Genomic DNA, 17,844 nt, shown 5'->3' on the forward strand with positions numbered 1-17,844 from the left:
ATCAGGCTTCCGTCCCGAACAAACCGCTTGGCCGCAGGAAAAGCACCAGCGCCATAACGATATAAATCAGCATCGATGCAAGGGCCGACCCAATCGCCGTCGCACTTGCCGGATCGAAAAACGCCTCGAACCCGATGGGCAACAAAAACCGCCCCATCGTGTCGGTAAAGCCGACCAGTAACGACCCGACAAGCGCGCCTTTGATCGACCCGATCCCGCCAATCACGATGACGACAAACGCCAAAATCAGAACCGGTTCGCCCATGCCGACCTGAACCGATTGCGTGGTTCCGACAAACGCTCCGGCCAACCCGGCCAATGCCGCACCAAGGGCGAAAACAACCGTGTAAAGCCGGTCGATATTGATCCCCAATGCGGCGATCATCTCACGGTCGGCTTCACCGGCGCGGATGCGCGTACCAAGCCGCGTCTTGCCAATCAGCAGGAACAGCCCGCCCGCCACCATCAGACCAGCCACAATAATCGCCAGCCGAAAAATCGGATATTGCGATCCACCAGGGATAGTTACCGTGCCCGAAAGGGCTTCGGGGACATTTAAAAACAGCGGGAAGGAGCCGAAAATCCACCGGGTTCCTTCGGAAAAAATAAGAATAAGCGCAAATGTCGCCAGCACCTGATCAAGGTGATCGCGTTTATAAAGCCTGCGGATCACCAGCATCTCAACCAGCGCGCCTGCAAGGGCGGCCGCCATCAAACTCGCGACAAGGCCAAGCCAGAATGAACCGGTCCACGCCGCAACGGCCGCGCACGCAAACGCGCCCACCATATAAAGCGACCCGTGCGCCAGATTGATCAGCCCCATGACACCAAAAACAAGCGTCAGACCCGATGCCATCAGAAACAGCATGACCCCCGACTGAAGGCCGTTCAGAAGCTGCTCCAGAAATAAAGAAAACATAAAGGAAAACTCCGTCGCAAGATGGCGGGCATCAGCCCCGGAAACCGGGCACAAATGCCCGCCGAACTTGCCAGTCTATGAAACAGACTTCGTCGTTACATCGCACATTCCGATGCATAGGCATCGGCATGATCGATAAGGGCTGTGCCAATGATCTTGTTGGTCAGAACGTCGCCTTCCTTCACCACTTCACGGACATAGATGTCCTGAATCGGATGCTGGTTCGGACCAAAGATGAACTTGCCACGGACGGAATTGAAGTCCGCTGCACGCAGCGCATCACGGAAGGCGTCCTTGTCATTGACGTCTGCCTTGCCCATTGCCGACAGCAACAGGTTGGCGGTATCAAAGCCATATGACGCATAGATCGACGGCAGGCGGCCATATTCCGCCTGGAAGGTTTCGACAAACGCCTTGTTGGTGTCGTTGTCGATATCCTTGGACCAGTTGGCGGTGTTCTTGATGCCAATCGCCGCATCGCCAATCGCGCCAAGAATCCCCTGATCAAGCGAGAATGCCGGCCCGATCAACGGAATATCCACACCCGACTGGGCATGCTGTTTCATGAACGCAATGCCCATGCCGCCCGGCAGGAAGAAGAACACGCTATCCGCACCCGATGCACGGATCTGCGCGATTTCGGCCGCATAGTCGGTCTGGCCAAGCTTGGTGTAAACCTCGCCCGATACATCCCCCAGATAGAAACGCTTGAAACCGGCGATGGAATCCTTGCCCGCCGGATAGTTCGGCGCCATCACAAAGGTTTTCTCGTAACCGGCACTGGTCGCATAACCGCCTGCGGCTTCATGCAAATTGTCGTTCTGGTACGAAACGCTGAAGTAATTCTTGTTGCAGCCCTTGCCCGCCAATTGCGACGGTGCGGCATTGACCGAAAGATAAAACTTGTCCTGCGCCACCGCCGACGGCACCACCGCCATCGCCAGGTTCGACCAGATGATACCGGTCAGGACATCGACCTTCTCGCTCTGGATCATTTTATCGGCAAGCTGAACCGCGATATCGGGTTTCTGCTGATCGTCTTCGATCACAACCGTCAGGTCCGGGTTGTTCGCCTGCTTGACGGCGAGCATGAAACCATCGCGCGCATCGATGCCAAGCCCCGCACCGCCCCCCGAAAGGGTCGTGATCATGCCAACCTTGACCGGCTCGGCCTGTGCCGCCCCTGCCATCAAAAGCGCAGCCAAAGCTGCAATTGTCGTCTTAGTGCCCTTCATCAAAGCCTCCGTGTTTATATGTTTTTATCTACTCAGCAACACGTTGATCCCGCGACTTTTTCTATCTTCTGTCGTCGCAGTTTTGTGAACCTGATGCCTGCCCCTGATTTTGCAGTGTTCCATCAGGCCCGTCCATCCTCAAAGCGTGGTTCGCACCCGCCAGAGTTCCGGAAACAGTTCAACTTCCAGCATTTTTTTAAGGTAACTCACCCCGCCGGTCCCCCCGGTCCCGCGTTTGAAGCCAATGACCCGCTCCACCGTGGTCACATGGTTGAACCGCCAACGCCGGAAATAATCCTCAAAATCCACAAGCTTCTCGGCCAGCTCATAAAGCGGCCAATGCTTTTCGGGCGCGCTGTAAACCCGATGCCACGCCGCAATCACCTCGTCATGTGCCACGTATGGCGCGCTGACATCACGCGATAACACCGCATCGGGCACCGCAATCCCCTCGCGCGCCAAAAGCGCCAGCGCCTCGTCATAAAGGCTGGGCGTTGCCAGTTCGCCCTTCAGCATTTCGGTAATGTCATCGCGGTGCGCATGCGGGCGCAACATCGCATGGTTACGATTGCCTAACATAAACTCGATCTGGCGATACTGGTATGACTGGAAGCCCGACGACGGACCCAGCGCATCGCGAAACGTCGTATAGTCGCTTGGCGTCATGGTCCGCAAAACGTCCCATGCATTGTTCAATTGCTCGAATATCCGCGATACCCGTGCGAGCATCTTGAATGCCGGTTGCAGGCGACCTTCGCGGATGGCATCACGTGCGGCGGTAATTTCCCGGATCGCAAGCTTCATCCACAATTCGGATGTCTGATGCTGAATGATAAACAGCAATTCATCCTGCGCATCGGTCAATGGATGCTGCGCGGTCAATACCGCATCAAGCGCCAGATAATCACCATACGACATCTGATCGGAAAAATCGGTTTTGGCCCCTTCGGTGCTGGGATCATAGGGCTGGTTCATCGGGCAGCCGGTATTTTTGGTTTTATCACTCATGTCACGGCATTCCTTTTGTGGAATTCCGGCTTGTCCCAGGCACGCGTTTCCATGATCTCCGCCAGAATCTTCACCGCGCCATCGACATCGTTGTTGTCGATATAAAGCGGGGTAAAGCCGAACCGGATGATATCGGGTGCCCTGAAATCACCAATCACGCCACGCGCAATCAAGGCCTGCATCACCGCATAACCATTTTCAAACCTGAACGATACCTGCGATCCCCGCTTGTTCGCATCACGCGGGCTTGCCAGTTCCAGCATCGGGCAGCTTGCCTCGACCCCGGCAATGAACTGCTCGCAAAGCTCAATGCTGCGTTTGCGGATATCGGCCATCTCGACCCCATCCCACGCCTTCATCGCTTCTTCCAGAACCGTCATCTGAATGACCGGCGGGGTTCCGACCCGCATCCGCGAAACATCCGGTGCCGGGCTGTATTCAAGGTCAAAGGCAAACGGGGCCGCATGACCAAGCCATCCCGACAATGCCGGGCGCACGGTCTTCGCATGATCGGGCCGGACATAAATGAATGCCGGCGCACCGGGGCCACCGTTAAGGTATTTATAGGTGCACCCTACCGCAAAATCGGCTTCACACCCGGCTAAATCAACCGGAACTGCCCCCGCCGAATGCGCCAGATCCCAGATCACAATCGCCCCCGCATCATGGGCCATCTTGGTGATCCGTTTCATGTCATACATCCGCCCGGTGCGGTAATCGACATGGGTTAACATCAGGACCGCAAGGTCTTCGTTGATCAGGCTTTCAACATCTTCCGGGTTTGGCGTCTTAAGGGCATGGCCCTTATCAAGGCTTTTGATTAGCCCGTCGGCGATATAAAGGTCGGTCGGGAAATTGCCATTGTCGGAAACCACCACCTTGCGATCCGGGTTCATTTCAAGCGCACTGGCCAGCGCCTGATAAACCTTGATCGACAATGTATCGCCCATCACCACCGTACCCGGTGCCGCCCCGATCAGACGCGCGACCAGATCGCCAACGCGTTTGGGCTGCTCCATCCACCGGGCATCGTTCCAGCCGCGGATCAGCATCTCGCCCCATTCATCACTGATCATGGATTTGGCGCGCGCGGCTGCGGTTTTCGGCATCGCACCCAATGAATTCCCGTCAAGGTAAATCACCCCGTCAGGGATATGGAACAAGGCTTTGGTGGCGGCAAAGTCAATCATGCAGACATTTCCTGTTTCAATCGGAATCGCTGGATTTTTCCAGTCGCGGTTTTCGGTAACGCGTCGATAAACAGGATCGAACGCGGATATTTATAAGGGGCAATCGTCGCCTTGACATGATCCTGCAAAAGCTTCGCCATTTCGGGTGACGGATTGGCATTCGGCGTCAATACCACATGCGCCTGCACGATATAACCGCGTTCCTCGTCAGCAGCCGCCACCACCGCACATTCCGCCACATCCGGGTGCGACAGCAACGCCGCCTCGACCTCCGGCCCGGCAATGTTGTAGCCCGACGAGACGATCATATCGTCATTGCGCGCGGCAAAATGGAAATAGCCGTCGCTATCGACAAAAAACGCATCCCCCGTCAGGTTCCAGCCATCGCGCACATAACCCAATTGCCGATCATCGGCCAGATACCGGCACCCGGTCGGCCCGCGCACGGCAAGCTTGCCAATCGTGCCAACCGGAAGCTCGTTCATCTCGTCATCAACGATCCGGGCTTCATATCCGCCCACCGGCCGCCCGGTGCAGGCCGGGTGACTGTCGCCAAACCGGTTGGAAATAAAGATATGCAGCATCTCGGTGGCACCAATCCCGTCAAGCATCGGCTTGCCGGTCTTTTCCATCCATGCCTTGTAAACGGGTGCTGGCAAAGTTTCCCCGGCTGAAACGGCGGCACGAAGGGATGATAAATCCGCCCCGTCATCCATCGCGGCCAGCATCGCCCGATATGCCGTCGGTGCGGTAAAGCACACGGTTGCCTTATAGGTTTCGATAATCTCAATCATGTTGGGCGGCGATGCCTTTTCAAGCAACGTCGCGGTCGCCCCGAACCGAAGTGGAAAAACCGCCAACCCGCCAAGCCCAAAGGTAAAGGCCAAGGGCGGCGACCCGACAAACACGTCATCGGGCGTCACGTTAAGCACTTCCTTGGCATAACCATCGGCAATGATCAGAAGATCACGATGGAAATGCATGGTGGCCTTGGGCTCCCCCGTCGTGCCCGATGTAAAACCCAACAACGCCACATCATCGCGCCCGGTCTTGACCGCCTCATATTTCACCGATTTGGTCAGGGCAATGCGATCCAGTTCCGCGTCATGATTGGCCGTACCGTCAAAGCCGATCACCTTTTTAAGGAACCTGCTGTCCTTCGCACACGCCACCAGCTCATCCATCAGCCGCGTATCGCAAAGGGCAAATTCGATCTCGGCCTTGTCCACGATCTGGGCCAGTTCACCGGCACGCAACATCGGCATGGTATTGACCACAACCGCCCCCGCCTTGGTCGCGGCTAACCAGCACGCTACCATCGCCGGATTATTGGCCGACCGGATCAACACCCGGTTGCCGGGCTTGACCCCGTAATCCTCGGCCAGCGCATGGGCAATCCGGTTGGTCCAGTCGGACAATTCCTTGTATGTCCGCTGGCGGCCATTGCCGATCAGGGCGGTATTGTCACCAAACCCCTGTTCGACCAGCCGGTCGGTCAACTCGACCCCGGCATTGAGATATTCGGGATACTGAAACTTTTCGAGGTTAAAGACCGGCCAACTTTCGACCGGTGGCAGATTGTCCCTTGCGAACGTATCGCTATGTGCGGTCGGACCCAGAACGTGCGACATGGTTAAGCCCCTGATACAGCTATTTTTGTGCCAGCGTTTGCCGTGCAATGATTATTTTTTGGACGTCTGACGCGCCTTCATAAATCCGAAGGGCGCGAATTTCCCTATACAGCGTTTCAACGATGTGACCAGAACGCACACCATCGCCGCCATGTATTTGTACCGCCTTGTCGATGACGGTTTGGGCATGATCGGTTGAATAAAGTTTTGCCATCGCGGCCTCGCGCGACACCCGCGATGCCCCGCTATCCTTAAGCCATGCGGCGCGATAAACCAGAAGCGCACTGGCATCGACATCAAGCGCCATGTCGGCCACATGCCCCTGCACCATCTGCAAATCAAAAAGCGGCGCACCAAACAATTCGCGGGACTGAACGCGACTGATGGTTTCGTCCAACGCACGACGGGCAAAGCCCAATGCAGCCGCGGCAACGGTCGACCGGAACACGTCCAGAACCGACATCGCGATTTTAAAGCCTTCACCCGGAAGGCCAATCAGGCTGCTTGCCGGAATGCGGCAATCATCAAATTTCAACCGCGCCAATGGATGCGGCGCAATGGTTTCCAGCCGTTCGGTAATCGAAAGCCCCGCTGTGTCGGCGGGCACCAGAAACGCCGAAAGCCCCTTGGCCCCCGGTGCCTCGCCAGTGCGCGCAAACACGCAGTAAAAATCGGCAATCCCGCCATTGGAAATCCAGGTTTTCTCGCCATTCAGCACAAAATGGCCGCCATCGGACCGCGCATCCAGCGCGATATTGGCAACATCCGATCCCGATTGCGGTTCGGTCAGGGCAAAGGCCGCAATCGCCTTGCCCGAACGGACCTTGGGTAGAATACCCGCACGCTGCGCTCTGGTGCCAAACAGCGAAATCGCCCCGCTGCCAAGTCCCTGCATGGCAAAGGCAAAATCGGCCAGCCCGTCATAACGCGCCAGCGTCTCACGGATCAGGCAAAGCGACCGGACGTCAAGCTTCGCCCCGTCCTGATCGGGGTCAATCGCGGCATGGTTCAGCCACCCGCCATCATTAAGCCGCGCCACCAGATCGCGGCACGCCCCATCCACATCATGATGATCGATACCGTCAAGATTGGCCGCCGCCCACGCATCAAGCCGTGCAGCAAGCTCGCGGTGCCGGTCTTCGAAAAACGGCCAGTCAAGATAGGACGTATCAGCCATCAGTTCCCCTCGAACACCGGTTTTTCCTTGGCGACAAACGCCTTATAGGCGCGGTTGAAATCCTCGGTCTGCATGCAGATCGCCTGCGCCTGCGCTTCAGCCTCAATCGCCTGTTCGATCCCCATATTCCATTCCTGCGCCAGCATGGTTTTCGTCATCATGTGACCGAAATTCGGGCCTTCGGAAATCCGGGTTGCCAACGCAATCGCCTCGGCCTCCAGAACATCGCCCTCGACCAGCCGGTTATAGAACCCCCAACGCTCGCCCTCATCAGCACTCATGGAACGCCCGGTATAAAGAAGTTCCGCCGCCCGGCCCTGCCCGATGATACGCGGCAGGATCGCACATGCCCCCATGTCACACCCCGCAAGCCCGACACGGGTAAACAGGAACGCGGTTTTGGATGCCGGGGTCGCAATGCGCAAATCCGATGCCATGGCAATGATCGCCCCGGCACCAACGCAAATGCCGTCCACCGCCGCAATCACCGGCTTGCCACAGCCAATGATCGCCTTGACCAGATCGCCGGTCATGCGGGTAAATTCCAAAAGCCCCTTCATGTCCTTGTCGATCAGCGGGCCGATAATGTCGTGCACATCCCCACCCGAACAGAAATTGCCCCCGTTCGATCCAAACACCACCGCCTTGATATCATCGGCATAAACCAGATCGCGGAACGTATCGCGAAGCTCGGCATAACTCTCGAACGTCAGCGGGTTTTTGCGTTCCGGCCGATCCAGCGAAATGACCGCAACATCGCCTTCCATGCGCCAGTTGAAATGCTTTGGCGTGATGTTTGCCATCTTAGTCATGGTGCGCCTCGTTATGATGATAAACAGTCCGAAGGATACGGATCAGGGCATCGGCATCATGGGCCGACAGATCGGAAAACAGCTCGGACACCCAGCCTTCATGCACAAGGGCCCGCTCGGCAAAGTCCTTTTCGCCCGCTTCCGTCAGGCGCACGATGGATGCCCGACGATCATTTTCAACCGGCACCCGGACCAGCATCCCCTCGGTGACAAGCCGGTCAACAATCCCGGTGACATTGCCGTTTGATACCATCAACGCACTTGAAAGCTCGCTCATGCGCATGCCATCGCGGGACCGGTAAAGCGCTGCCATCACGTCAAAACGCGGCAGGGTGGAGCCGAATTCAAGGCGCATCTTCTCGCGAAGCTCGCCCTCGATCTTGCGCGACACGCGTAAAACCTGAAGCCACGCCCGAAGGCGCGCCTTTGAGATATCCGATGTCTCGTTGTGCGGCATATCGGGGTCGCGGACTGTCTTATCCATATTCATATCTCTCCTCCCGATACCGAAATCGCCTGTCCGGTGATCGATGCGGCCTGGCTGCTTGCCAGCCACATCACGGTCTGGGCCACTTCTTCGGGCTGGATCAACCGGTTCTGCGGATTGATCTTCGCAAGGCTTGCGCGCGCGTCTTCCGCACTCATGCCGGTTTTCCCAACGATATTGGCAACCGATTGTTCAAGCATCGGCGTTTCCATGAAACCGGGGCACACCGCATTGACCGTGATCGGCGTCGCGGCCAACTCGGTCGCAAGGCTTTTGACAAGCCCGATAACCGCATGTTTCGCCGCGCAATAGGCGGTGACATAGGCATATCCCTTAAGCCCCGCCGTCGATGCAATCGAAATCAACCGCCCCGGCTTGGCGCGGTCCATCACGTTCAATCCTTCGCGGAACGTCAAAAACGTGCCAGTAAGGTTCACATCCATTGTGCGTTTCCAAAGATCGATGGATGTTTTGCCAAACGAAGCACTTTCGGCCATGCCCGCATTGGCAATCACCAGATCGGGCGCGCCGATCACATCGCAGAATGTGCCAAACATCGCACGTACTGATGCCTCGTCCGTCACATCGGCGGGAATGGCGGTAATATTGGGATGTTTTGCCACCTCGGCCAGCATTTCGGCACGGCGGCCTGATACCGCCACCTTCACCCCGGCATCGGCCAGCATACGGGCCATCACGGCCCCCACGCCGGTTCCACCGCCGGTAATCAATGCTGTGCTGATGGCAAGGTTTCCCATCTGGTTACACCTTACCGGTCATGACGTCGGACCGTTCCGCCAGACGCCACATCTGATCACGCCCCGCATAATATGGTTCCGGCCAGTTTTCCGTCCGGTTGCCAAGCGTTACCGCCGCATGCAGCGTCCAGTACGGATCGGCCAGATGCGGCCGCGCAAGACACACAAGGTCCGCCCGTCCCGCCATCAGGATCGAATTGACGTGATCGGGTTCGTAAATATTGCCAACCGCCATGGTCGCCATATGTGCCTCGTTGCGGATCCGGTCGGAAAACGGCGTCTGGAACATGCGGCCATAAACGGGGCGTGCGGCCTTGGTCGTCTGACCGGCGGACACGTCACAGATATCAACATCATGGGCCTGCAACATCCGGGCAATCTCGACCGCTTCTTCGGGTGTCACGCCCTCATCCCCGACCCAGTCATTGGCCGAAATACGCACTGATAGCGGCTTGTGCGCGGGCCATGCGGCCCGCACCGCATCAATCACTTCCAACGGATAACGCATCCGGTTTTCAAGCGACCCGCCATATTCATCATCGCGTGTATTGCTGACCGGGCTGATAAAGGATGACAGAAGATACCCGTGCGCCGCATGGACCTCGATCATGTCAAAGCCCGCCCGATCCGCCATTTCGGCGGCTGCCACGAACTGACCCCGCACCCTATCCATATCATCGCGCGTCATCGGTTTTGGCGTCTGGTTGCGATCCGACCACGCAATGTCGGATGCCGACATGATCGGCCAGTTACCCGATTTCAGCGGCGCATCCATTTCTTCCCAACCCAACTGGGTCGAACCCTTGCGCCCGGAATGACCGATCTGCGCACAGATTTTGGCATCCGTTTCGGAATGGACGAAATCAACAATCCGTTTCCATGCCGCTTCGTGCGACGGCTCGTAAAAACCGGGGCAGCCCGGCGTGATACGCCCCGTATCGGAAACACAGGTCATTTCGGTATAAACCAGCCCCGCACCACCCTTGGCGCGCTCCGCATAATGCACCAGATGCCAGTCGGTCGGGCAGCCATCCACCGCTTTGTACTGCGCCATTGGCGACACCACGATGCGGTTCTTAAGTTTCATGTCACGCAATGTAAACGGCACGAACATCGGATGACGGACTTCGTCATTCGCCGGATCATTTGCAACTATGCCCGCTTTGCGCTGGAACCATCCTTCGGCATCCCTAAGCCACTTGGCATCGCGCATCCGAAGGTTCTCATGGCTGATGCGCTGCGACCGGGTCAGAAGGGAATAGGTGAACTGCACCGGATCGAAATGGAAATACCGCTCGATCTCCTCAAACCATTCCATCGAATTGCGCGCCGCTGATTGCAGGCGCAAAACCTCCAACCGGCGTTCGTCTTCATATTTGGCAAAGGCGGACGGCAAATCGGCCTCGGAATGCAGATAATTGGCAAGCCCGATGGCACTTTCAAGCGCCAGCTTAGTGCCCGATCCGATGGAAAAATGCGCGGTCGCCGCCGCATCCCCCATCAGCACGATATTTTCATGCGACCATGTTTTGCAAAGTACGCGCGGGAAGCTTAACCACGCCGACCCGCGCACATGATTAGCATTGCTAATCAGCGCATGACCGCCCAGATGATCCTTGAAGATTTCCTCGCAGGTGGCAATCGACTCTTCCTTGGTCATGTCGCCAAAACCATAGGCGTCCCAGGTCGCTTGCGAACATTCGACGATAAAGGTCGCGGTCTTGTCATCAAACTGATAGGCGTGCGCCCAGACCCAGCCCTTCTCGGTTTCCTCGAAAATGAACGTAAAAGCATCATCGAATTTCTGATGCGTGCCCAGCCAGACAAACTTGCATTTCCGCGTATCGATATCGGGCTGGAAGGTGCCTGCAAATTCGCTGCGGGTTTTGGAATTAAGCCCGTCGGATGCGACGACAAGGTCAAATTCCTTGGCATAATGCGCCGCACTTTCCGCCTCGGTCTCAAACCGCAAATCAACACCCAGCTCACGTGCCCGCTGCTGCAACAGGATCAAAAGCTGCTTGCGCCCGATGCCGCAAAAACCATGTCCGGTCGATACGGTTTTTTCACCGCGATACAGAACCGCGACATCATCCCAGTATGAAAAATGCCCCCGGATCGCCTCGGCACTTCTGGCATCGTTTTCCGCAAGGTTATTAAGCGTCTCGTCGGACAACACAACGCCCCAGCCGAACGTGTCGTCTGGCTTGTTGCGCTCAAACACCACAACCTCATGGCCGGGATCACGCAATTTCATCGAAATCGCAAAATAAAGCCCCGCAGGACCGCCACCCAAACAAGCTATTCTCACCTGATTTTCCCTTCTTGATATGGGGGTCTTTGCCCCGGTTGTTTTGGGAAACTCTAAAAACGGTACGCCTGCCCGGCATTTATTTCAAGCATAAAATATTTGGGTTTGAAATATCTCGATTTTCCCCTAGAATCCCCGAAACAGGGCCCAAAAACAGGGCGATGTGGAAACAGGAAAAAACAGGGGAAAAGCATTGCATTCCGCGGCAATATCCGCAGAGTCCCTAGCGATCCCCTGATAAAACCGCATCATCAAAGATGACGTCAGACAAGGAAGGCATTCACCATGATCACCAACTGGGACGACGCATACGCCAATGGCGACCATATCAGGGGTGCGGCGGAATTTCCCGGCATGTGGGCCAAACTGGCAGCAGCCTTCCGCGATGAAATGTTGGCCTCAGGCCGGGCGGAACTCGACATTGCCTATGGTAATGCCGCGCGTGAAAAATACGACCTGTTCCTGCCCGAAGGCAGCCCAAAGGGCTCGGTCGTTTTCGTGCATGGCGGCTATTGGAAGGCATTTGATAAATCGACATGGTCGCATCTGGCACGCGGGGCTGTTGCGCGCGGCTGGGCGGTCTGTCTGCCAAGCTATACCCTGGCCCCCGATGCCCGCCTGTCGGAAATCACCCGCCAGATCGGGGCGGCGATTGATCATGTTGCCAACCGCATTGCGGGCCCCCTTCATCTGACCGGCCATTCGGCGGGCGGCCATCTGGTCAGCCGGATGAATTGCGCATCCTCGCCCCTGTCAACGGCAACGCAGGCGCGCGTTAAAAACACGGTATCCATCAGCGGCCTGCACGATCTGCGCCCGCTTCTGAAAACCGCGATGAATGATGTGCTGAAACTCGACGAAGACGAGGCGGTTTCAGAAAGTGCGGCACTGACCCGCCCGCATCTGCCATGCTCCATCACCTGCTGGGTCGGCGCGGATGAGCGGCCGGAATTTGTCCGCCAGAACGATCTTCTTGCCAATATCTGGACCGGGCTTGGTGCATCGACCCGCGCGGTCGAGGCCCCCGGCAAACACCATTTCGACGTAATCGCCGATCTGGCCGATCCGGATTCCGATCTGGTCGCCTGCCTGCTGCATCCGATTGAGCCGGAGGACGCATAATGTCCACACTGTCCACAATGCCCCCCGTCAGCCTCTCAACCGAAAACGACATCGCGATCATCACGATTGATCACCCGCCGATCAACGCCACCAGCCATGCGGTCCGTCTGGGAATCTGGGATGCGCTCGATCAGGTCAACCGCGATGATGCCATCCGGGCTGCGATCCTGATCTGCGCCGGCTCAACCTTTATCGCCGGGGCCGATGTCACCGAATTTGGCAAACCGCCGCTGGATCCGATCCTGCCCGATCTGATCCTCAAGCTCGAACAATCAACCAAGCCACTGATTGCCGCCCTTCACGGCAATGCGCTTGGCGGCGGGCTTGAAGTTGCACTCGGCTGCCATTACCGCATCGCCACCGCAACGGCCAAATTGGGCCTGCCCGAAGTCAATCTTGGCCTGATCCCCGGTGCCGGTGGCACCGTGCGCCTGCCCCGCCTGATCGCGGTTGAAAATGCCATCACCCTGATCACCGGCGGCAAACCGGTCAATGCCACCACCGCCCACGATTACGGCCTGATCGACGAAATTGCGGATGGTGATTTGCGGATCGCCGCAATCGCCTTGGCCGAGCGGATCAAAAGTGATCCCTGCCCGACCGCCTTGATTGACCGCGCCCCGGTCAATGCCCCGGATGCCGATGCTTGGGATGCCCTGATTGCCGGGATCGGCAAAAAGGCCCGTGGTCAGGATGCCCCGGTGATTGCCGCCCGGACCATCCGGACCGCCGTTACCGGCGATGCCAGAACCGCCCTGGGTCTTGAACGCGAAAACTTCGTTCGCCTGCGCGACAGCGACCAGTCAAAGGCACTGCGTCATATTTTCTTTGCCGAACGATCCGTTGCCAAGCTGCCCGAACTGGCCGGCGTCGCCCCCCGCCCCCTTCACGAAATCGGTGTCATTGGCGGCGGCATCATGGGGGCCGGTATCGCCACCGCCGCCCTTCTGGCCGGTTATGCCGTGGTGATGATCGAACGTGACGAAGATGCCTGTGAACGCGGCATTGCCAATGTCCGCCATCATCTCGGCGGGTCGCTCAAACGCGGCATCATCACCCAGTCCCGCCATGACCAGCTTCTGGGCGATCTCGTCAGCAGCACGGATTACGCCGCCCTCGCCGATTGCGATCTGGTGATCGAGGCCGTGTTCGAAGACATGGCCGTCAAGCATGACGTGTTTGCCAAGCTCTCCGCCCATTGCAAACCCGATGCGGTGCTGGCATCCAATACCTCCTATCTCGACATCGATGCGATTGCGACCGCCTGCACCCATCCCGAACGGGTGATCGGCCTGCATTTCTTCTCCCCGGCGCATGTGATGAAATTGCTCGAAGTCGTCCGCACCCGCTTGGCGAACCCCGCCTCGCTGGCAACGGCCCTTGCCTTCGCCAGACGGCTGGGCAAGATCGCGGTCCCTTGCGGGGTGTGTGATGGCTTCATCGGCAACCGGATCATGTCGGCCTATCGCAAACATTGCGAATACATGCTCGAAGACGGATCTCTCCCGTCCGACATTGACCGCGCCATGACCAATTTCGGCTTCCCCATGGGCCTGTTTGCCATGCAGGACATGGCCGGGCTTGAAATCTCATGGGCCACCCGCAAACGCCTAGCCCCCACCCGTGACCCGAATGAACGCTATGTCGCCCTTGGGGATTACCTCTGTGAAATGGGCCGTTTCGGGCGCAAGAATGGCCTTGGGTGGTATCGCTATGATGAACATGGCAAAGCATCCCCTGATCCTGTTATCGATGAACTGGTGATCGCTGAATCGGCGAAAAAGGGCATCAAACGCCGCCCGTTTTCCGATGCCGAAATCATCGAAACCATCCTGTCTGCCATGCAGGCAGAAGGCGAAAAAATCCTGGCCGAGGGCATCGCGCATAGCCCGGACGCCATCGATGTCGTGATGGTCAATGGCTACGGCTTCCCCCGCCACAAGGGCGGGCCGATGCACCTGAAAAAGACCACCTGAACACCCGAAATCCGGGGCTTTCACGGCCCCGGGAAGGTGCCCAAACCCGACCCTTCTCCAACATCACCCCGCCCCGCGCCGCGGCATAAACCGGGCACAAACCGGGCGCAACTCGGGCATAAAGCCACTCAAATGACGCTCAACTGGCGCTCAAACAGCCCGCAAACCGGGCACAACTCTCCCGCTTGGCCACTTTTGACTGCTTTTGACTGCCGTTTGCCCCCCGCTTGACCGCCAGCAAGACGGCCAGCAAGACGGCCAAAATCGCCGCTCGTGGCCATAATACCGACCCGACGAACCGCCAATCTGGCTGTCCGCCGCATACTGCACACCACATACCACCAAAACAAAAACGCCCGGCGGGAAATTCCCGACGGGCGCAATTCTGGTGTTGACTTGGTTCTTATAGCAGACCAAAAGGAACAAATCAAGAACTTTTTGATCTGATCGGCAATTTTTTTTTCGCTTACCCGACCAGAACTTCCTTACCACTCGAAAGCGATTCAAGCGCCGCATCGGCCAGAAGCAACGCTTTCAGGCCATCCGCACCACTCGGATAATTGCTGGTTTTACCCGCCACCACATCACAGAAAGTCGTCAGCTCGATGCGATAGGCATCGGCATAACGCGACATGAAGAAATCCATCAACGGTTCGGCGGTATAGCCCGATCCGTTCGCCACCGTCACCGACGTGGTGCGATGGTTTCCGGCCTCGACCAGACCTTTTGAGCCATGGACTTCGATGCGTTGGTCATAGCCATATGTCGCACGGCGCGAATTGGTGATCACCGCCATCCGGCCGCTTTTGGTCCGAAGTGTGGCCGCCGCACTATCGACATCACCCGTCGTCTTGATCGCCGGATCGGTCAGGACCGCACCGGTCGCATAGACCGATACAATCTCCTCGCCCAGAAGGAAGCGCGCCATATCAAGGTCATGGATCATCATATCGCGGAACAGCCCGCCCGACCGTTTGATATAATCAACCGGCGGCGCGGACGGATCACGCGACGTGATCTGCACCATTTCAACATCGCCAATCGCGCCCGCGTCAATTTCGGCCCGAAGGCGGGCAAAACTGGGGTCAAAACGACGGTTGAACCCGACCATCAGAACCGCACCGGTTTCCTCGACCACCTTCAGGCAATCGCGCACCCGCCCGGCATCCAGATCAATCGGCTTTTCACAGAAAATCGCCTTGCCCGCACGTGCGGCCAGTTCGATCTGATCGGCATGAAGATCGGTCGGGGTGGCAATGATAACGGCGTGAATATTGCCATCCGCCATGATTTCCTCGACCGTCGCACGGGTCGCCCCGGTCAGGGCAATGGCATTTTCCGCCGCGGCATCGACCGGGTCGAAAACCTTGGCGATTTTGGCATTTGGCAGGGCCTGAACGGCTTTGGCGTGGGTGATGCCGATACGGCCAGCACCAAGAAGTCCGATATTAAGCATGTCTGACATCCTGAAAGGACAAATGTTGCGAAGATGGGAATACGGAAAACGGGTTATTTGCTGTCGCGCTGGAAAATCCAGTCATGATCGGGATGGTTCTGGAACCGCCATTTGCGCATCGGTCCGGCCATGACATTCAGATAATACATCTCATAGCCATAAGGACTGCCGCACGGGTGATGCCCCTTGGGCACCAGCACCACATCGCCGTCCGAAACCGCCATGGTTTCATCAAGCTCCCCATCCTCGGTAAAGACCCGCTGGAAACCAAAGCCCTGCTTGGGATTAAGCCGGTGATAATAGGTTTCCTCAAGGTATGTCATGTCGGGATAATTATCCTCGTCATGGCGGTGCGGCGGATAGCTTGACCAGTTGCCGGACGGGGTGAAAACCTCGGTCACAAGCAGACTGTCGGCAATATCCTTTTCCTCCATCGCAATCGGATGGATGTATCGGGTATTGGCGCCCTTGCCGCGTTCGACCATCTCGATATCGCTGATCACGCGCGCCGGATAATTGCCCTTGCCCGGCGCGGTACAAACCGCAAGCGTGCAATCGGTTGTCGCCTTGGCATTCCAGTTGGCATCGTTGGGCGCATAGACACAGGCAGGCGGGATACGTTCAAACACGCTCATGCGTTTGCCCAGTTCCCCGAAATTCTGATCATCCACCGCGATTTCGGCCTTGCCTTCGACAAGGACCAGAATCACCTCGCGGTCGCCCGTCGGCTCGGCTGCCGCTTCACCCGCTTTCAGGTGATAAAGCCCGAACCCGACATAGCCCCAATTGGCACTTTGGGCGGTAATGTCATGGACTTTTCCGGTTGTCCCCCACGGTTTTCTCAGCAGATCGGCCATCAGGCTTCTCCCTTATCCAGTCCGGTTTTCTGCGCCATCGCACGCAGCGCCTTAAGCCCCATCGACTGATATTTGAACGGGTTGCGCACAACCGGGTCCTGTTCGGCCTCGATTACCAGCCAGCCGGAATAATCATGCTCGGCCGCGATCTTCAGAACCGGTTCGAAATCAACAATGCCTTCCTCGTCGCCGGGCACGGTAAACACCCCGCGCCGCACCCCTTCAAGGAAGCTCAGATGCTGATTGCGCACCTGATCGGCGATTTTTGGACGCACGTTTTTGCAATGGATATGCGCCACCCGATCCATATAACGGGTTGCCAGTTCTTCGGGATTTGCCCCGCCAAACCACGCGTGTCCGGTATCCAGCAACAGGTGCGTTTTCGGGCCGGTATGGGCCATGAATGCATGAATTTCATCAGCCGTTTCAACAATCGTGCCCATATGGTGGTGATACACCAATGTCACACCCTGATCGGCGCAATAGGCGGCAATCGCCTCAACATCCGCGCCAAATTTCGCCCATTTATCCGCTGGCAAAACCGGGCTTTCGGACAGGGCGGCATTGTCGTTGCCGTGGATCGCATTGCTGGTTTCACACACGATGCACACCTTGCATCCCATGGCTTTCAGCAAATCCAGATGCGGCTGTATCGCCTTTTTCTCGTCCTCGACCGAATGGGTCAGAAGGTTAAGCGAATGCCAGCCCGACACGAATTTAAGCCCGTTGGGATCAAGCTTGGCCTTCAGTGCCGCCGGTTCGGTCGGCATCTTGTGGCCTTTTTCAATCCCGTCAAAACCGATTTCACCTGCTTCGGACAAACAGGTTTCAAGGCTGATTTCAGCACCCAGCGTCTGATCATCGTCATTGGACCAGGCAATCGGGTTGGTACCGTAAAGGATCAT

At 57.3% G+C, this 17,844-nt stretch carries 15 protein-coding genes; 2 read left to right on the plus strand and 13 right to left on the minus strand.

The features are described from left to right. Position 1 precedes the first annotated feature (1 nt). The 10 genes from TH3_RS14215 to TH3_RS14260 form a co-directional block, all read right to left on the minus strand. Positions 2–919 (minus strand): branched-chain amino acid ABC transporter permease, encoded by a 918-nt coding sequence (locus TH3_RS14215; protein WP_007090656.1) that lies wholly within the window; start codon positions 917–919, stop codon positions 2–4. A gap of 95 nt (positions 920–1,014) precedes the next feature. Beyond that, a complete protein-coding gene (locus TH3_RS14220; protein WP_007090657.1) occupies positions 1,015–2,154 on the minus strand; it encodes an ABC transporter substrate-binding protein in 1,140 nt (379 codons plus the stop codon). Between the two features lie 138 nt (positions 2,155–2,292). Continuing rightward, positions 2,293–3,162 carry a tryptophan 2,3-dioxygenase gene (gene kynA, locus TH3_RS14225; RefSeq protein ID WP_007090658.1) on the minus strand — a complete coding sequence of 290 codons (870 nt, stop codon included), beginning with the start codon at positions 3,160–3,162 and terminating at the stop codon, positions 2,293–2,295. Continuing rightward, positions 3,159–4,352 carry a kynureninase gene (gene kynU / locus TH3_RS14230; RefSeq protein ID WP_007090659.1) on the minus strand — a complete coding sequence of 398 codons (1,194 nt, stop codon included), beginning with the start codon at positions 4,350–4,352 and terminating at the stop codon, positions 3,159–3,161. Before kynU ends, kynA begins: the two co-directional genes overlap by 4 nt. Beyond that, positions 4,349–5,983: an AMP-binding protein gene (locus tag TH3_RS14235; protein WP_007090660.1), complete on the minus strand. Its 1,635-nt coding sequence runs from the start codon at positions 5,981–5,983 to the stop codon at positions 4,349–4,351. Before TH3_RS14235 ends, kynU begins: the two co-directional genes overlap by 4 nt. A gap of 19 nt (positions 5,984–6,002) precedes the next feature. After that, complete coding sequence (locus tag TH3_RS14240) at positions 6,003–7,160, minus strand: acyl-CoA dehydrogenase family protein (protein WP_007090661.1); 1,158 nt, start codon at positions 7,158–7,160, stop codon at positions 6,003–6,005. Continuing rightward, on the minus strand, positions 7,160–7,972 hold the full coding sequence (locus TH3_RS14245; protein WP_074624819.1) for an enoyl-CoA hydratase family protein: 813 nt from the start codon (positions 7,970–7,972) through the stop codon (positions 7,160–7,162). Before TH3_RS14245 ends, TH3_RS14240 begins: the two co-directional genes overlap by 1 nt. Further along, a complete protein-coding gene (locus TH3_RS14250; RefSeq protein WP_139328210.1) occupies positions 7,965–8,456 on the minus strand; it encodes a MarR family winged helix-turn-helix transcriptional regulator in 492 nt (163 codons plus the stop codon). The genes TH3_RS14245 and TH3_RS14250 overlap by 8 nt, the downstream gene beginning before the upstream one ends. 2 nt (positions 8,457–8,458) lie before the next feature. Next, on the minus strand, positions 8,459–9,217 hold the full coding sequence (locus TH3_RS14255) for an SDR family NAD(P)-dependent oxidoreductase (RefSeq protein ID WP_007090664.1): 759 nt from the start codon (positions 9,215–9,217) through the stop codon (positions 8,459–8,461). 4 nt (positions 9,218–9,221) lie between these two features. Next, on the minus strand, positions 9,222–11,528 hold the full coding sequence (locus TH3_RS14260) for a bifunctional salicylyl-CoA 5-hydroxylase/oxidoreductase (protein ID WP_007090665.1): 2,307 nt from the start codon (positions 11,526–11,528) through the stop codon (positions 9,222–9,224). A 285-nt stretch (positions 11,529–11,813) separates the two neighbouring features. On the opposite strand from TH3_RS14260, the gene TH3_RS14265 reads away from it, so the two are divergent. After that, a complete protein-coding gene (locus tag TH3_RS14265) occupies positions 11,814–12,650 on the plus strand; it encodes an alpha/beta hydrolase (protein WP_007090666.1) in 837 nt (278 codons plus the stop codon). Then, complete coding sequence (locus TH3_RS14270; protein ID WP_007090667.1) at positions 12,650–14,626, plus strand: 3-hydroxyacyl-CoA dehydrogenase NAD-binding domain-containing protein; 1,977 nt, start codon at positions 12,650–12,652, stop codon at positions 14,624–14,626. The genes TH3_RS14265 and TH3_RS14270 overlap by 1 nt, the downstream gene beginning before the upstream one ends. Before the next feature lie 466 nt (positions 14,627–15,092). Here the strand turns inward: TH3_RS14270 and iolG are convergent, their stop codons facing one another. Genes iolG through iolE form a run of 3 tightly spaced genes read right to left on the minus strand, consistent with a single transcriptional unit; the run spans position 15,093 to position 17,844 of the window. After that, a complete protein-coding gene (gene iolG / locus TH3_RS14275) occupies positions 15,093–16,082 on the minus strand; it encodes an inositol 2-dehydrogenase (RefSeq protein WP_007090668.1) in 990 nt (329 codons plus the stop codon). Between the two features lie 53 nt (positions 16,083–16,135). After that, positions 16,136–16,939, minus strand: coding sequence for a 5-deoxy-glucuronate isomerase (gene iolB, locus TH3_RS14280; RefSeq protein WP_007090669.1), 804 nt, complete (start codon positions 16,937–16,939; stop codon positions 16,136–16,138). Continuing rightward, complete coding sequence (iolE, locus tag TH3_RS14285; protein ID WP_007090670.1) at positions 16,939–17,844, minus strand: myo-inosose-2 dehydratase; 906 nt, start codon at positions 17,842–17,844, stop codon at positions 16,939–16,941. Before iolE ends, iolB begins: the two co-directional genes overlap by 1 nt.

Origin of the sequence: Thalassospira xiamenensis M-5 = DSM 17429 (genome assembly GCF_000300235.2) — a bacterium.
In the GTDB taxonomy this organism is placed as follows: Bacteria; Pseudomonadota; Alphaproteobacteria; order Rhodospirillales; family Thalassospiraceae; genus Thalassospira; species Thalassospira xiamenensis.

Coding starts and splice junctions, on each gene's coding strand:
- TH3_RS14250 (WP_139328210.1), bottom strand. CDS start 8,456: ATGGATAAGACAGTCCGCGACCCCGATATGCCGCACAACGAGACATCG.
- iolB (WP_007090669.1), bottom strand. CDS start 16,939: ATGGCCGATCTGCTGAGAAAACCGTGGGGGACAACCGGAAAAGTCCAT.
- kynA (WP_007090658.1), bottom strand. CDS start 3,162: ATGAGTGATAAAACCAAAAATACCGGCTGCCCGATGAACCAGCCCTAT.
- TH3_RS14245 (WP_074624819.1), bottom strand. CDS start 7,972: ATGACTAAGATGGCAAACATCACGCCAAAGCATTTCAACTGGCGCATG.
- TH3_RS14240 (WP_007090661.1), bottom strand. CDS start 7,160: ATGGCTGATACGTCCTATCTTGACTGGCCGTTTTTCGAAGACCGGCAC.
- TH3_RS14220 (WP_007090657.1), bottom strand. CDS start 2,154: ATGAAGGGCACTAAGACGACAATTGCAGCTTTGGCTGCGCTTTTGATG.
- TH3_RS14265 (WP_007090666.1), top strand. CDS start 11,814: ATGATCACCAACTGGGACGACGCATACGCCAATGGCGACCATATCAGG.
- kynU (WP_007090659.1), bottom strand. CDS start 4,352: ATGATTGACTTTGCCGCCACCAAAGCCTTGTTCCATATCCCTGACGGG.
- TH3_RS14215 (WP_007090656.1), bottom strand. CDS start 919: ATGTTTTCTTTATTTCTGGAGCAGCTTCTGAACGGCCTTCAGTCGGGG.
- TH3_RS14255 (WP_007090664.1), bottom strand. CDS start 9,217: ATGGGAAACCTTGCCATCAGCACAGCATTGATTACCGGCGGTGGAACC.
- iolG (WP_007090668.1), bottom strand. CDS start 16,082: ATGCTTAATATCGGACTTCTTGGTGCTGGCCGTATCGGCATCACCCAC.
- TH3_RS14270 (WP_007090667.1), top strand. CDS start 12,650: ATGTCCACACTGTCCACAATGCCCCCCGTCAGCCTCTCAACCGAAAAC.
- TH3_RS14235 (WP_007090660.1), bottom strand. CDS start 5,983: ATGTCGCACGTTCTGGGTCCGACCGCACATAGCGATACGTTCGCAAGG.
- iolE (WP_007090670.1), bottom strand. CDS start 17,844: ATGATCCTTTACGGTACCAACCCGATTGCCTGGTCCAATGACGATGAT.